The sequence below is a fragment of the Caulobacter sp. 73W genome (genome assembly GCF_041021955.1).
GTDB lineage: Bacteria > Pseudomonadota > Alphaproteobacteria > Caulobacterales > Caulobacteraceae > Caulobacter.
On sequence record NZ_CP158375.1, the window covers coordinates 289,842 to 304,323 of the forward strand.

The following is a 14,482-nucleotide window of genomic DNA, read 5'->3' on the forward strand; positions in this document are numbered from 1 at the left end:
AAACGACGGTCGCGAGACCGACAGGCTCTTACGAGCCGGTCTTCTCGGTGATGAACTTCACGGCGTCGCCAACGGTCTGAATGTGTTCAGCGGCGTCGTCCGGGATTTCGATGTCGAATTCTTCTTCGAAGGCCATGACCAGCTCGACGTTGTCGAGGGAGTCAGCGCCGAGGTCGTCGATGAAGCTGGCCTTCTCGGTGACCTTCTCCGGATCGGCGTCCAGGTGTTCGATAACGATCTTACGGACGCGCTCGAGAATGTCGGACATATAAGTTCTAGTCCCTCTAGTGACTGTTTAGGACGTGGCGGCAGGCTGGGACGCCTGACGCCACGGGAATCTTCGGGGCACTCGCTATCACGTTCCTTTCGGAGTGACTAGCAAAGCCCACACTTAGATCATCGCCATGCCGCCGTTGACGTGCAGGGTCTGACCCGTGACGTAAGCCGCCTCGTCGCTCGCCAGATACACGCAGGCGGCGGCGATGTCGCCCCCTTGGCCGAGACGGCCAGCGGGGATCGAGCTCATGATGGTGGCCTTCTGTTGTTCGTTCAAGGCGTCGGTCATCGGGCTTTCGATGAAACCGGGCGCCACGCAGTTGATGGTCACGCCGCGGCTGGCCACTTCCTGAGCGGCGGCCTTGGAGAAGCCGATCATGCCAGCCTTGGAGGCGGCATAGTTGGCCTGGCCCGGATTGCCGGTCACGCCGACCACGGAGGTGATGCCGATGATGCGGCCGGTGCGGCGCTTCATCATGCCCTTCATGGCGGCCCGCGAGAGGCGGAAATAGCTCTCCAGGTTCACCTTCAGGACCGTTTCCCAGTCCTCGTCCTTCATGCGCAGCAGCAGGCCGTCGCGGGTGATTCCCGCGTTGGCGACCAGGATGTCCACCGGCGCGCCGGCGGCTTCTTCGGCCGCGCCGATCAGGCCGTCGACGGCGGCGGGATCGGACAGGTTGGCGGCGACGGTGCTGGTGCGCTCGCCCAGCTCGCCGGCCAGGGCCGTCAGGGCCTCCTGACGGGTGCCGGACAGCACGACGTGAGCGCCGGCGGCGTGCAGGGCGCGGGCGATGGCTCCGCCGATGCCGCCCGTGGCGCCCGTGACCAGAGCGGTCTTGCCGGAAAGATCGAACATTTTCTTATCCTTAGAGCGACTGAGCGAACGCTTCGAGGTCCGCCGGCGTGTTGAGGGGAACGGCTTCGGCGTCCGGGGCGATGCGCTTGGCCATGCCCGACAGCACCTTGCCGGCGCCGGCTTCGGCGAAGCGGGTCACGCCGCCCTCGCCCGCCAGCCACAGCATCGATTCGCGCCAACGGACACGGCCGGTGACCTGTTCGACCAGCAGGCGGCGAATCTCTTCGGGGTCATGCACCGGACGCGCGGTGACATTGGCCACCAGCGGGGCGCGCGGGGCGACGATCGTCGCGGCGGCCAGGGCGTGGGCCATCTCGTCGGCGGCGGGCTGCATCAGCGGGCAATGGAACGGCGCGGAGACGTTCAGCGGAATCGCCCGGGCGCCCAGTTCCTTTGCCTTCTCGATGGCGCGGTCGACGGCGGCCTTGGCGCCGCTGATGACCACGTTGCCTTGATTGTTGTCGTTGGCCACGACGCAGACGCCGAACTCAGCGCCCGCCGCGGCGGCTTGCTCGGCCAAGGCGACGTCGGTCTTGGGGCCGATCAGGGAGGCCATGGCCCCCTCGCCCACTGGCACGGCGCGCTGCATGGCCTGGCCGCGCAGCTTCAGCAGCCGGGCGGTGTCGGCGACGCTGATCGCGCCGGCGGCCGCCAGGGCCGAATACTCACCCAGGCTGTGACCGGCCACGAAGGCGGCCTTGTCGATGCCGACGCCGAACTCGCGCTCCAGCGTGCGCATGACCGCCAGACTGACGGCCATGAGCGCCGGTTGGGCGTTCTCGGTCAGGGTCAGGTCCGCTTCGGGGCCTTCACGCATGAGTTTGGAAAGCGACTGGCCCAGGGCCTCGTCCACTTCCTGAAAGACTTCCCGCGCCGCGCCGAACGCGTCGACAAGTTCCGAGCCCATGCCGACGGCCTGGCTGCCTTGTCCGGGGAAGATGAAGGCGATGCTCATGGGCCTCGCTCCCTGTGGAATCCGGCCGGGAGGGTTAGGGTAAAGCGGTGCGGTGGGCAAGTTTCGACGGATTTCCACCAATCAATGGTCGCGCTAGGGTGCCGGTTCCTAGGAGGAAAGCCAATGAAACGCCTGCTCGCCTGCGCCGCCCTGATCACGGCCATCGCCAGCCCCGCCTTCGCCGCCCTGCCTGTCGGCGCCAAGGCCCCGGACTTCACCGCCGAAGGCGCCCTGGCGGGCAAGCCGTTCAAGTTCCATCTGGCCGAAGCCCTCAAGAAGGGCCCGGTGGTGCTGTATTTCTTCCCGTCGGCCTTCACCAAGGGCTGCACGATCGAGGCGCACGAGTTCGCCGAGGCCGCCGACGACTTCAGCAAGGCCGGCGCGACCCTGATCGGCGTCACGGCCGGCAACACCGACCGTCTGGCGGAATTCTCGAAGGAAGCCTGCCGCGACAAGTTCCCGGTGGCGGCGGTGAACAAGGACACGATCAAGGCGTATGACGCCGTGCTGGCGCTGAAGCCCGACCTGTCGGACCGCACCTCCTATGTGATCGGCAAGAACGGCAAGGTCGCCTTCGTCCACAGCGACCTTAACCCTGTGGACCACATCAAGCTGACCCTGAAGGCCGCCCAGGACCTGAAGGCGAAGAAGTAGGACCTACCAGTCGACCTTGAGCAGACGCATGACGACCCGCTGGTCCGGCGGGCCGTCATTGCGTTCCTGCGTGCTCAGGGTGAATTCCGCCGGCAGTTGCAGCGGGCGGGTGAAGCTGACCGCCACACGCTCTTCCCCCCGATTGCCGGCCCCGATGGCGAACGATCCCAAAGGTCGCCCGCCCAGGGTCAGGGCTGACGAGATATCGGCGCGGCCGACCGCTTCACGCCCCGGCGCCATCGGCTGCAGGGCGTTCATCTCCATCGACAGGCGCAGGAAATTGGCCGACGGCACGAGGCCAAAGCCCATTCGCCGCCCCATGGACGACCGCAGCGCCGCCTCGTTCTCGTTCCAGCTCGCGCCGAACGACAGGGACTGGGTCACGTCCTGGCTGTAGCTGGCGCGTTCCGTGAGGCGGAAATCGAGGCCGTAGGTCGCCGCGTCGGGATTGCCGTTCACCTCGGCGGTGAAAGAGGCGTCGCCGCCCACCACGCGCGATATGTCCAGCGTCTGGGCCGCGGAATAGCCGGTCAGGTCGCCGTTGGCGGCCGAGACGGAAAGCGCGGGCTTTTGCGACAGGACGCCGGCCGACGCAGCCGCGCCGATCAACGACGCCGCGAGCCCCAAACCCAAGCTGCGTAAAGCCCTGCCCATGAGCCGGCCTCTAGCACGAACACCGGTCGCGGTCAGCTTCCCTTGGGTGAATTCGAAGGCGTGGCGGACGAACAGTCGATTTTTGAGCAAAGCCTGCTCAGCATGTCGGCCTGAGCCTCCGGGATGAGCTTCAGCATGATCCGGTTCATGGAAGGCCCCATGGCGGGCAACTTGGCCGAAATGGAACGACCCACAGGGCTCTCATAGAACCCGACGAGCGCCTCCAGCTCTTCCACCGTGAAATTGTCAGCGATCTCGGGGATATAGGCCTCCACGATCTTGGGCATTAGGACCGACATGCTTTCGGCCGCGGCGCCCCGCACGATCGCTCGCTGCTCAGCGGTCAGGTTTGGATAGCGCTGGGCCTGCATCTCGACCATCGTGGGGATGACGGACTTCATCAGCGCATCCAGGTTCTTGTCGATCTCGACGGCCGTGAAGTATCGACGGGCGAGATCCAAGGACTTCTGGGACGGCGCCGCGTCTGCGCCGGATCCAAGGGTGAGCACCGCGCAGGCCGCGGCGACGGATAGAATGCGTTTCATGAAAGCTCCCTGGCTGAATTCCACCAGTAGTTGAACCCACCCTCCTCCTCAGCCGCAACTGCTGAGAAAACTTGCCTTTCCGACCATCTGCGTGTAATTGCGCGCCCTCTCACGGAAGGCGGTCTTTCGCAGGGCTCTGGTTCGCCAGGGTCGGGATACTCCCCCAGCTCGCGCAGGATCCATCGTTGCCGACGGACTTCCGCCGTCGGTCGCGCCGCTTTCCCAACCCGGAAGAAGGAAACCATGGCTCTTTACGAACATGTGGTCATCGCTCGGCAGGATATCTCGCCGCAGCAGGCCGAAGCCCTGAACGACCAGCTCAAGGCTCTCATCGAAGAACAAGGCGGCTCGATCGCCAAGATCGAGTATTGGGGTCTTCGCAACCTCACCTATCGCATCAAGAAGAACCGCAAGGGTCACTATTCCCTGCTCGCCATCGACGCTCCGGCGGCGGCGGTGAAGGAAATGGAACGCCAGCTGTCTCTGAACGAAGACGTGCTGCGCACCCTGACCGTCCGCGTCGAGGAACTCGACCTGGAACTGTCCCCGGTCCTGGCTCGCCGCGACCGCGACCGTGAACGTCGCGACGACTACGCGCCGCAAGCTCAAGCTCAGGCCTAAGGGAGAAAGAGATCATGACCGATACGACCGCTCCCGAAGCGACCGCTTCGACCGGCGCTCCCGCCGCCGGCGGCGCCCGTCGCCCGTTCTTCCGCCGCCGCAAGGTGTGCCCGTTCTCCGGCGCCAACGCTCCGAAGATCGACTACAAGGACGTGAAGCTGCTGCAGCGTTATGTTTCCGAACGCGGCAAGATCGTGCCGTCGCGCATCACCGCGGTGTCGGCCAAGAAGCAACGCGAACTGGCCAAGGCCATCAAGCGCGCCCGCTTCCTGGCTCTGCTCCCCTACGTCGTGAAGTAAGGGAGACGCCACGATGAAAGTCATTCTGCTCGAACGCGTCGAAGGCTGGGGTTCGCTCGGCGATACGGTGACGGTGAAGGACGGCTACGCCCGTAACTTCCTGCTGCCGCGCCAAAAGGCCCTGCGCGCCACCGCCGCCAACCAGAAGGTCTTCGACGCCCAACGCGCCGAGATCGAAAAGCGCAACACCGCCAACCGCGAAACCGCCGCCAAGGCTGGTGAGGCGCTGGACGGCACCTCCTACGTGATGATCCGTTCGGCTGGCGAAACCGGCCAGCTGTACGGTTCGGTCGCCGGCCGCGACGTCGCTGACGCCGTGAACGCCGAAGGCGGCAAGATCGAACGTTCGATGGTTGTGCTGGACAAGCCGATCAAGACGCTCGGCGTCCACGAAGTGAAGGTGAAGCTCCACGCGGAAGTCACCATCACCGTGAAGCTGAACATCGCGCGCAGCCAGGACGAAGCCGATCGCCAAGAGCGTGGCGAAAACGTCATCGCCTCGCAATTCGAAGAAGAGCGCGCCGCGGCTGACGAAGCCGCCGCCGATCTGCTCGAAGGCGGCGCTGGCCAGCAAGAAGGCGAATACGCCTAAACCTTGCTGCAGCAAGCGAACTGAGAACGGCGCGGGCTTAGCCCGCGCCGTTTTTCGTTGGGGCGCCCTGTTTGTCGGCGCCACATTTTCTTCAGGCGACTGCGACAAATATGACATTTACGGCGTCGCAAAACGAGCGCCAGCTTACCTCGCAACCATAACTATCGGGCCCAAGCCCGAACGAGGGGTAAGAAAATGCAGTATCGCAGCTTGTTGCTGGCCGCGGTTTCAGCGGTCAGCCTCCATTCGACTGGCGCACTTGCGCAGGCGCCAGCCGCCGAGTCCGAAGTCGAACAACTCGTCGTCACCGGCAGTCGGGTGGCCAGATCGCGGCTAGACACCCTGGCTCCCGTCGACGTGGTCGACAACAAGGCCCTGACCCAGCAGGCCACGCCCGAACTGGCCCAGGCCCTGGCCAATCTGGCCCCGTCCCTGGACTTCCCGCGCCCCGCCATCACCGACGGCACGGACTCGGTGCGCCCCGCCACCTTGCGTGGTTTGTCGCCTGACCAGACCCTGGTGCTGATCAATGGCGTGCGTCATCACGCTTCGGCCCTGGTCAACGTCAACGGCTCGATCGGCCGCGGCGCAGCGGCCGTCGACCTCAACACCATCCCCGCCGTCGCGCTCGACCGGGTAGAGATCCTGCGTGACGGCGCCTCGGCGCAGTACGGCTCGGACGCCATCGCCGGGGTCATCAACCTGCAGCTACGCCAAGCCCGCGAGGGCGGCGGCGCGTCCGTCAGCTACGGCGTCTACAACACCGAGGTGAAGACCGCCCGTATTCCGGATGGTCGCAAGGCCCACGACGGCAACACCTATTCCATCTCCGGCTGGCAGGGCCTGCCCCTGGGCGCCGAGGGCTTCCTGACCCTGTCGGGCGAGTACGTCTATCGCAACCCGACAAATCGCTCGGACCGCGACCCGCGCGCCGCCGCCGGGGGCAAGGTCACCGGCCGCTACGGCGACCCGCAGGTGGAGAGCAAGACCATCTACGCCAATGCGGGCGTGCCGGTGAACGAAGCCTGGGGCCTGTACGGCTGGGCCAGCTATCAGAATCGCAAGGGGGACAGCGCCGCCAACCCGCGCCTGGCCGACAACGCCAACAACGTCCCGTCGCTGTTCCCCAGCGGCTTCCTGCCCCTGATCACGACCGACATCGACGACTACACCCTCGCGGCCGGCGCGAAGGGCGAATGGAGCGGTTTCAACATCGACGCCAACGTCTCGTTGGGCGGCAACAAGGTGAACTACGGCGTCGCGAACTCCGTGAACGGCTCGCTCGGCGCCGCGTCCCCCACCAGATTCGACGCCGGCAGCATGAAGTACGACCAGCTGGTCATCGGCCTGGACGTAACCCGTCCGCTGGAGATCGGCGGCTTCACCTCCACCAACCTCGCCTTCGGGGCGGAGTATCGCGACGAAAGCTACGCCATCGGCGCGGGCGACGTCGCCTCCTACACCTTCGGCGGCCTGGCGGGTAAGGCGGCCGGGGCGCAAGGCTTCCCTGGCTTCAAGCCATCCAACGAGGTCGATGTCTCGCGACACGCCTGGTCGCTCTATGTCGACGTCGAGACCCAGGTGAACGACAAGTTCAACATCGACCTGGCTGGGCGCTACGAGGACTATTCCGACTTCGGCTCCACCGCGACGGGCAAGATCGCCGCTCGTTACGACTTCACCGACAGCTTCGCCCTGCGCGGCGCTATCGCGTCCGGCTTCCGCGCGCCGTCGCTGCAGCAGCAGTTCTTCACCGCCACCTCGACCAACTTCATCAGCATCGGCGGGGTCTCCACGCCGGTCGAGGTCGGCACCTTTCCGTCCGTGAGCCCGGTCGCCCGCGCTCTGGGCGGTCAGCCGCTCGATGCCGAAACCTCGATGAACTACTCGGCGGGCGTCGTCTTCCGCAGCGGGGCGTTCGAGCTGACCATCGACGCCTATCGCATCGACATCGACGACCGCATCGTGCTGTCGGAGAACATCCAGGGCTCGCCCACCGGCTCGGCGACGGCGGTGGCCATCTATCAGCTCATCAACCCGCCCGGCACTGGGGGCGGCCTGGGGGCGGCGCGCTTCTTCATCAATGGGGTCGAGACCCAGACCACCGGCCTGGACGCGGTGGCCCGCTATCGCATCACGACCGAAGGCGCGGGTCGTTTCGACCTGATGGCGGCGGCCAACTTCAACGACACCGAGGTCACTAAGATCCCGACCACGGCGCCGCTGTCGGCCCTACCCGTCCCGCCGATTCTGTTCGACCGCGGCAACCGCCTGACCTTCGAACAGGGCACGCCCGACAAGAAGTTCGTCGCTTCGGTCGACTGGACCCTGGGCGACCTCAGCGCCACGGCCAAGGCGACCTATTACGGCGATGTTCTGACGCCGAACAACAACGCCGCCCTGGACTATTGGACCGGCAAGAACACGGTCGTAGACGTCGAGGCGCGCTATCAGCTGCCCTGGAACACCACGGCCGCCGTGGGCGTGAACAACCTGTTCGACGAGTATCCGACGGCCACGCCGACCAACGTCAACACCAACGGGCCGATCGGATTCCCCAGCTACTCGCCCTTCGGCTTCAACGGCCAATTCCTCTACACAAGGCTGAGCGTGAGCTGGTGACGTCGGACTGAGGTTCGACAAAGAACGGGGCCGGGTGATCGGATGCGGTCACCCGGCCTTTCTATTCCCATCATGCGGAACTGCGGGCCGGTCGAACGATAACCTTTCGCGACCTTTTATCCACAGGCGAACTATTGCTTGTGGACCGCCCATCTTGTCCGCATGTGTCCCCCTCCCCGCTGCGTTAAGTTGTGTGAATGGCCCTCGTACCCGCCCTCGACCTGCGCCCGACGAACGATATCGCCGTGGCCACGGCGCCTTCGAATATCGAAGCCGAACAGGCCCTGCTGGGCAGCCTGCTGTACGACAACGCGGCCTATGAACGGCTCAGCGACCAGCTGAATTCCGGCCACTTCTACGAGCCGTTCCATTCGCGCCTGTTCCAGTCGCTCGAGACGCACATCCGCAAGGGTCAGCTGGCCGATCCGATCCTGCTGGCCGACGTCTTCAAGAACGACCCCGCGTTCCAGGAGCTGGGCGGCGTCCGCTATCTGGCCGATCTGGTCGACCGCGCGCCCCCGGCCGCCAACGCGTCGGACTATGCGCGCGTCATCTATGACCTGGCCCTGCGCCGCGACCTGATCCGCATCGGCGGCGACATCGCCCACGCGGCCACGGCCGACGCCGACCTCGCCGCCCGCGAGCAGATCGAAAAGGCCGAACAGCAGCTCTACGGCCTGGCCGAAAGCGGCGGTCCGTCCACCGGCTTCGTCTCGTTCTCCGACGCTCTGCGCGGTGCGGTGGAGATGACCGCCGAGGCCTATAGCCGCGACGGCGGCCTGGCCGGCGTGTCTTCGGGCCTGCTCGACCTGGACGCCAAGGTCGGCGGCCTGCACCCGTCCGACCTGATCATCCTCGCCGGCCGTCCCTCGATGGGTAAGACGGCGCTGGCCACCAACATCGCTTTCAACGTGGCCAAGGCCTATGCCTGGGAGCCTCAGCCGGACGGCACCAAGAAGACCGTCAACGGCGGCGTCGTCGCCTTCTACTCGCTCGAAATGTCGTCCGAACAGCTCGCGCTTCGTATGCTGGCCGACGCTTCTGGCGTGTCGGGCGACCGCCTGCGTAAGGGCGAGATCGACGCTTCGGAGTTCGGCCGGGTCCGCGACGCGGCCATGGAGATCCAGGAAGCGCCGCTCTACATCGACGCCACCGGTGGTCTGTCCATCGCCAAGCTGACAGCCCGCGCCCGCCGCCTGAAGCGTCAGGTCGGCTTGGACCTGATCATCGTCGACTACCTCCAGCTGGTCACCGGATCCGATCTCGGCGCCAACGCCAACCGGGTTCAGGAAGTCAGCCAGATCACAATGGGTCTCAAAGCCTTGGCCAAGGAACTTAGCGTTCCGGTCATCGCCCTTTCACAGCTCTCGCGTCAGGTCGAACAGCGGGAAGACAAGCGCCCGCAGCTATCCGACCTTCGTGAATCCGGCTCGATTGAGCAGGACGCCGATATGGTGTGGTTCGTCTATCGCGAGTCCTACTATGTCGGCCGCGCCGAGCCCCGCGAAGGCACGCCCGAGCACCTGCAATGGCAGGAGGAGCTCGACAAGCTGCAGGGTCTGGCCGAGGTGATCATCGCCAAGCAGCGTCACGGTCCCATCGGCACCGTGAAGCTGTCGTTCAACTCCGACACCACCCGCTTCGGCAACCTGGCTCGCGACCACTACTTCCATCAGTCACGCGGCGGAGAGGAATGAGGTTTCGGGCCTCCGCGCCAGCGCCAACCGCTTCTAAGACTTGCCCGATGGGTGATAAGCCCGCCTCGTGACCGACACGACCCTCACCGTCGACCTCGACGCCCTCGCCTATAATTACGGGGTGCTCAAGCACTTCGCCGGCGCCGCCGAGACCGGCGCGGCGGTGAAGGCCGACGCCTATGGCATGGGCGCCGAAGCCGTCGGCCCACGCCTATGGAAGGAAGGCTGCCGCAGCTTCTTCGTCGCCCGCCTGGCCGAGGGCCAAGCCCTGCGCCGCGCCTTGGGCGAACGGGACGCGTCTATCTATGTCCTCGACGGCATGACCGGCGCGGCGGACGGCCCCCGCCTGATGGCCTCGCGGCTGATCCCCGTACTCAACAGCCTGGTCCAGGTCGAGAACTGGATCACCTATGGCGACCAGCGCTGGCTGGAGGCCGCCATCCATGTCGACACCGGCATGAACCGCCTGGGCCTGCGGCTGGAAGAAGCCCGCGCCCTCGCCAAGAACCGCGCCAAGATGTCGAAGATGGACGTCGCCCTGGTGATGAGCCACCTGGCCTGCGCCGATGATCCCAAGAACCCGATGAGCGCCGCGCAGCTCGAGCGCTTCCGCACCATCCGCGGCCTGTTTCCCGCCGCCCAGGGCAGCCTGGCCAACTCCGCCGGGACCTTCCTCGGCGTGGCCTACGGCTTCGACCTCGTGCGCCCTGGCCTCAGCCTCTATGGCGCCGGCGCCAACGGAAAGACCGACGGCCGCCTGAAGCCGGTCGCCAGCCTGCATGCCCCGATCCTGCAGGTGCGCGACGTCCCCGCTGGCGAGACGGTCGGCTATGGCGCGACCTTCACCGCCGTTCGCCCCGTGAAGATCGCCATCCTCGCCGCCGGCTACGCCGATGGCCTGCCACGCACGCCGGCGTCGAGCGGAAATGCGTGGTTCGCCAATGGGAAGCGGCGGATTCTTGGACGCATCTCCATGGACCTTCTGGCCATCGACATCACCGGCTGTGACGACGCCCAGGCCGGCGACATGGTCGAACTGGTCGGCCCCAACATCACCGTGGACGACGCAGCCCACGCCGGGGGGATCAGCGCCTATGAGCTGCTCACCCGCCTTAGTTTGCGCGCAACGCGTCGCTATATCGGCGAGGCCTGACCTCGGCGCTATGATCCGCTGAGGTCGAATCAGGAGCGTCCATGGCCCGCGACGGCGCCGTCTATGCCTGCCAATCCTGCGGCGCGGTTCAGACCAAGTGGTCCGGGCAATGCCCCGCCTGCAACGCCTGGAACAGCCTCGTCGAGGAAGTGCAGAGCCTCCCGCCCGGCAGCCTGGCGCCGAGCAAGAGCGCCAAGACCGCGCGCGGCCTCGCCTTCGAAGGGCTGGAGAGCCAAGACCCCGCCCCGCCCCGCATCGCCACGGGCGTCGATGAGTTCGACCGCGTCTGCGGCGGCGGCGTCGTGCCCGGCAGCGCCATCCTGCTGGGCGGCGACCCCGGGGTGGGCAAGTCCACCCTGCTGCTGCAGGTCTGCGCCAGCGCGGCCCTGCGCGGCGTGTCCTGCGCCTATATCAGCGGCGAAGAGGCGGTGGAGCAGATCCGCGGCCGCGCCGGCCGTATGGGCCTGGCCCATTCGCCGGTGAAGCTGGCGGCCGAGACCGGCCTTCGTCCCATCCTTGAAGGGCTGAAGCGCGACCGCTTCGATCTGGTCATCATCGACTCCATCCAGACCATGTGGAGCGACGCGCATGAGGCCGGCCCCGGCTCGGTCACCCAGGTCCGCTCCTGCGCACAAGAACTGGTGCGCCTGGCCAAGAAACAGGGCGTGGCGATCATCCTGGTCGGCCACGTCACCAAGGATGGCCAGATCGCCGGCCCGCGCGTGGTCGAACATCTGGTCGACGCCGTCCTCGCCTTCGAGGGCGAGCGCGGCTACCCCTTCCGCATCCTGCGCGGGGCCAAGAACCGCTTCGGCGCCACCGACGAGATCGGCGTGTTCGAGATGGGCGACGCCGGCCTGCGCGAGGTGCGCAACCCCTCCGCCCTGTTCCTCAACGACGGCGGCGAGCGCGCGGCCGGCGCGGCGGTGTTCGCCGGCATCGAGGGCTCTCGCCCGGTTCTCGTGGAATTTCAGGCCCTTGTCGCACCTTCCGCATACGGGACGCCGCGTCGGGCCGTGGTCGGCTGGGACACCGGGCGCCTCGCCATGGTCCTAGCCGTGCTTGAAGCGCGCTGCGGACTTGGATTTGGCGATCGTGACGTCTATTTGAACGTCGCCGGCGGGCTTCGGATCACCGAACCGGCGGCGGATCTGGCGGCGGCGGCGGCTTTGGCTTCCTCCGCCCTCGAAGCGGCCCTGCCGCAGGACTGCGTGGTCTTTGGCGAGATCAGCCTGTCTGGAGAAGTTCGACCTGTGAGCCGTATGGAATCGAGGCTGAAGGAAGCCGCGAAGCTGGGCTTCGGTCGCGCCCTGACGCCGGCCGCGGGCTTGCCCGACGTGTCGCCGGTGTCGATCAACAGCGCCTCGCGCCTCACGGACGCCATCCGCCGCATCGGCGACCAGACCTGGAGCTGACCGGATCGTGACCGCCTTCGACGTCATCGCCATCCTGATCCTGCTGGTGTCGGGCGCTATCGGGTTTTCCCGCGGCGCCATGCGCGAGCTGGTGACCATGGGCGCCCTGTTGATCGCGGGCGCGGCGGCGATCTTCGGCCTGCGCTTCACCGGCCCCCTGTTCCGCGGCTTCATCGAGCCGTCCTGGGCCGGCACCACGGCGGCCGTACTGGTCGTGTTCGTAATCCTCTACATTCTGTTGCGTCTGGTCGGAGCCAATTTGACGCAGCGGATTCACGAGACCCAATCCCTAGGTATGCTGGACCGTTCGATCGGCGTCGGCTTCGGCCTGATCCGGGCGCTGGTGGTGCTGGGCGCGTTCAACCTGGTGTTCCACGCGGCGACGCCGGAAGACCGCACCCCGCGCTGGGTGACCAATTCGGCCCTGTGGCCGCTGTCGGAAGTCAGCGGCAAGGCCCTGAAGAGTTTCGCGCCGAAAGGCGGTAAGATGGCCGGACAACTGGCTCCAGCCATTGAGAAAGCGGTGCGCGACGGCGCCCGTGATGAAGGCTATGACGCCGGCCAACGGCAAAGCGTCGATGATCTGGTGGAGAAATCCCGATGAACCCGCAGTCCTCTGACCGCTTCGTGTCGGATGTGTACGCCCAGCATGGCGGCCGCGATCCGGAGGACGACGCCCTGCGCCTCGAATGCGGCGTCTTCGGCGTGTTCGGGACGGAGGACGCCTCGGCGATCACCGCCCTGGGCCTCCACGCCCTGCAGCATCGCGGCCAGGAAGCCTGCGGCATCGCCGCCTTCGACGGTCAGCGGTTCCACACCGAACGCCACATGGGCCACGTGGGCGAGGCCTTCGGCGGCAACGACCTGGTCCAGCGCCTGCCCGGCTCCTCGGCCATCGGCCACACCCGCTACTCCACCGCCGGCGGCAGCTTCATCCGCAACGTCCAGCCGCTGTTCGCCGATCTCCAGGCCGGCGGCGTCGCCCTGGCCCACAACGGCAACCTGACCAATTTCCTGCACCTGCGCGAACGTCTCGTCAGCGACGGCGCCATCTTCCAGTCGACCTCGGACAGCGAGGTGATCCTTCACCTGCTGGCCCGCTCGCGGAAAGCCAAGTTCGTCGACCGCTTCATCGACGCGATCCAGCAGCTGGAGGGCGGCTACGCCCTGGTGGCCCTGACCCACAAGAAGCTGATCGGCGTGCGGGACCCGTTGGGCATCCGCCCGCTGGTGCTGGGCGATTTGAATGGCAAGGCCGTCCTGGCCTCCGAAACCGCCGCCCTCGACATGATCGGCGCCAAGTTCGTGCGCGACATCGAGAACGGCGAGATGGTCGTCATCTCCGAAAAGGGCATCCAGTCCCTGCGCCCGTTCCCTGCGCAAAAGGCCCGCCCCTGCGTCTTCGAATACGTCTATTTCGCCCGCCCCGACTCCGTGGTCGACGGCCGCTCGGTCTATGAGGTTCGCAAGCGCATGGGCCGACGCCTGGCGCAGGACAGCGGCATCGAGGCCGACGTCGTCGTCCCGGTGCCAGACAGCGGCGTTCCCGCCGCCCTCGGCTACGCCCAGGAAAGCGGCATCCCCTACGAGCTGGGGATCATCCGCAGCCACTTCGTGGGCCGCACCTTCATCCAGCCGACCCAGGGCGTCCGCGAGCTGGGCGTGCGCATGAAGCACAGCCCCAACCGCTCGGTGCTGGAAGGCAAGCGCGTGGTGCTGATCGACAACTCCATCGTCCGCGGCACCACCTCGCTGAAGATCGTCCGCATGGTCCGTGAAGCCGGCGCCAAGGAAGTCCATCTGCGCAGCGCCTCGCCGCCGATCCTGTGGCCGGACTTCTATGGCATCGACATGCCGTCGCGCGACCAGCTGATGGCCGCCACCAAGACCATGGAAGAGATGGTCAAGCTGCTCGAGGTGGACAGCCTCGGCTTCCTGTCGATCGACGGCCTGTACTGGGCGCTGGAAGCAGGCGCGCGCGATCCGCTGAACCCGCAGTTCACCGACCACTACTTCACCGGCGAGTACCCCACCCGCCTGCTGGACCGTGAGATCGCCGAAGGCCGCAACAACGCCAACGAGCGCCAGTTGTCGTTCCTGGTGAGCGCGTAAGCGTGGCGGCGGGAGGCATCCTCTCCCGCCT

General features: G+C 66.5%; 15 protein-coding genes. 10 read left to right on the forward strand and 5 right to left on the reverse strand.

All coding sequences use genetic code 11. The features are described 5' to 3' along the window. Nucleotides 1-28: 28 nt before the first annotated feature. The 3 genes from ABOZ73_RS01365 to fabD form a co-directional block, all read right to left on the reverse strand. Nucleotides 29-268, reverse strand: coding sequence for an acyl carrier protein (locus ABOZ73_RS01365; protein ID WP_269716834.1), 240 nt, complete (start codon nucleotides 266-268; stop codon nucleotides 29-31). Nucleotides 269-391: 123 nt separating this feature from the next. Continuing rightward, the gene (gene fabG / locus ABOZ73_RS01370) at nucleotides 392-1,132 is read right to left on the reverse strand and encodes a 3-oxoacyl-[acyl-carrier-protein] reductase (protein ID WP_369060096.1); all 741 of its coding nucleotides are present in this window, start codon (nucleotides 1,130-1,132) and stop codon (nucleotides 392-394) included. Between the two features lie 10 nt (nucleotides 1,133-1,142). Beyond that, nucleotides 1,143-2,087: an ACP S-malonyltransferase gene (gene fabD / locus ABOZ73_RS01375; RefSeq protein ID WP_369060098.1), complete on the reverse strand. Its 945-nt coding sequence runs from the start codon at nucleotides 2,085-2,087 to the stop codon at nucleotides 1,143-1,145. Nucleotides 2,088-2,210: 123 nt separating this feature from the next. Here fabD and ABOZ73_RS01380 point away from each other — a divergent pair, with 123 nt between their 5' ends. Continuing rightward, a complete protein-coding gene (locus ABOZ73_RS01380; protein WP_369060100.1) occupies nucleotides 2,211-2,741 on the forward strand; it encodes a peroxiredoxin in 531 nt (176 codons plus the stop codon). 3 nt (nucleotides 2,742-2,744) lie between these two features. On the opposite strand, the gene ABOZ73_RS01385 is transcribed toward ABOZ73_RS01380, so the two are convergent. Together ABOZ73_RS01385 and ABOZ73_RS01390 are read right to left on the reverse strand one after the other, a co-directional pair. Further along, complete coding sequence (locus ABOZ73_RS01385) at nucleotides 2,745-3,350, reverse strand: hypothetical protein (RefSeq protein ID WP_369060101.1); 606 nt, start codon at nucleotides 3,348-3,350, stop codon at nucleotides 2,745-2,747. A 77-nt stretch (nucleotides 3,351-3,427) separates the two neighbouring features. After that, the gene (locus ABOZ73_RS01390; RefSeq protein ID WP_369060103.1) at nucleotides 3,428-3,940 is read right to left on the reverse strand and encodes a DUF2059 domain-containing protein; all 513 of its coding nucleotides are present in this window, start codon (nucleotides 3,938-3,940) and stop codon (nucleotides 3,428-3,430) included. Between the two features lie 243 nt (nucleotides 3,941-4,183). Here ABOZ73_RS01390 and rpsF point away from each other — a divergent pair, with 243 nt between their 5' ends. From rpsF to purF, 9 genes are all read left to right on the forward strand, one after another. After that, entirely contained in the window at nucleotides 4,184-4,561 is a 378-nt protein-coding gene (rpsF, locus tag ABOZ73_RS01395) for a 30S ribosomal protein S6 (protein ID WP_369060105.1), read from the forward strand. A 14-nt stretch (nucleotides 4,562-4,575) separates the two neighbouring features. Further along, complete coding sequence (gene rpsR, locus ABOZ73_RS01400) at nucleotides 4,576-4,860, forward strand: 30S ribosomal protein S18 (protein ID WP_369060106.1); 285 nt, start codon at nucleotides 4,576-4,578, stop codon at nucleotides 4,858-4,860. Between the two features lie 13 nt (nucleotides 4,861-4,873). Continuing rightward, nucleotides 4,874-5,452, forward strand: a complete 579-nt coding sequence (rplI, locus tag ABOZ73_RS01405) for a 50S ribosomal protein L9 (RefSeq protein ID WP_369060108.1) — start codon at nucleotides 4,874-4,876, stop codon at nucleotides 5,450-5,452. A 195-nt stretch (nucleotides 5,453-5,647) separates the two neighbouring features. Continuing rightward, complete coding sequence (locus ABOZ73_RS01410; protein ID WP_369060109.1) at nucleotides 5,648-8,074, forward strand: TonB-dependent receptor plug domain-containing protein; 2,427 nt, start codon at nucleotides 5,648-5,650, stop codon at nucleotides 8,072-8,074. 197 nt (nucleotides 8,075-8,271) lie between these two features. Next, nucleotides 8,272-9,771 (forward strand): replicative DNA helicase, encoded by a 1,500-nt coding sequence (locus ABOZ73_RS01415; protein WP_369060111.1) that lies wholly within the window; start codon nucleotides 8,272-8,274, stop codon nucleotides 9,769-9,771. Between the two features lie 67 nt (nucleotides 9,772-9,838). Beyond that, on the forward strand, nucleotides 9,839-10,924 hold the full coding sequence (gene alr, locus ABOZ73_RS01420) for an alanine racemase (protein WP_369060113.1): 1,086 nt from the start codon (nucleotides 9,839-9,841) through the stop codon (nucleotides 10,922-10,924). A 41-nt stretch (nucleotides 10,925-10,965) separates the two neighbouring features. Continuing rightward, a complete protein-coding gene (radA, locus tag ABOZ73_RS01425) occupies nucleotides 10,966-12,339 on the forward strand; it encodes a DNA repair protein RadA (RefSeq protein WP_369060114.1) in 1,374 nt (457 codons plus the stop codon). A 7-nt stretch (nucleotides 12,340-12,346) separates the two neighbouring features. Further along, nucleotides 12,347-12,943, forward strand: coding sequence for a CvpA family protein (locus tag ABOZ73_RS01430; RefSeq protein WP_369060116.1), 597 nt, complete (start codon nucleotides 12,347-12,349; stop codon nucleotides 12,941-12,943). Then, nucleotides 12,940-14,451: an amidophosphoribosyltransferase gene (gene purF, locus ABOZ73_RS01435; RefSeq protein WP_369060117.1), complete on the forward strand. Its 1,512-nt coding sequence runs from the start codon at nucleotides 12,940-12,942 to the stop codon at nucleotides 14,449-14,451. The genes ABOZ73_RS01430 and purF overlap by 4 nt, the downstream gene beginning before the upstream one ends. Nucleotides 14,452-14,482: the final 31 nt, after the last annotated feature.